Here is a 386-nt window from a genome sequence, read left to right on the forward strand (position 1 = left end):
GTTTATGCGGTAGACAGTGATGGCGATGATTCACTGATGTCTCCGTTAAGCGTCACTATCGGCGATGATGTTCAAATCATGCAAGATGATACGTTAGATATCGTCGAGCCAAATCTTGCCGATGGCATTGTGACAACCACCACCATTGATGTGATGCCAAGTCAAAGTGCTGATGGCGCAACGGTGACGCAATTCACTTATGATGGCCAACTTCGAACGCTTGACCAAAATGATAACGGCGAGCAGCTGTTTAGCTTCACAGAAGGTGAACTATTCATCACGCTTCAAGGTGAAGTGCGCTTTGAGCCTAATCGTAATCTAGACCACACGCTGAACGAAGACATCGTGAAATCGATCGTGGTGACGTCTAGTGACTCCGATAACGA

Annotated in this window: 1 protein-coding gene; it reads left to right on the top strand. The window is 46.9% G+C overall.

Annotated elements, in window-relative coordinates:
* Nucleotides 1–386, top strand: a 386-nt coding sequence (locus AB4583_RS20760; protein ID WP_372052471.1) for a hypothetical protein, incomplete at both ends; no start/stop codon positions are given.

Origin of the sequence: Vibrio sp. 10N.222.49.C12 (assembly GCF_041475025.1) — a bacterium.
GTDB lineage: Bacteria > Pseudomonadota > Gammaproteobacteria > Enterobacterales > Vibrionaceae > Vibrio > Vibrio crassostreae_C.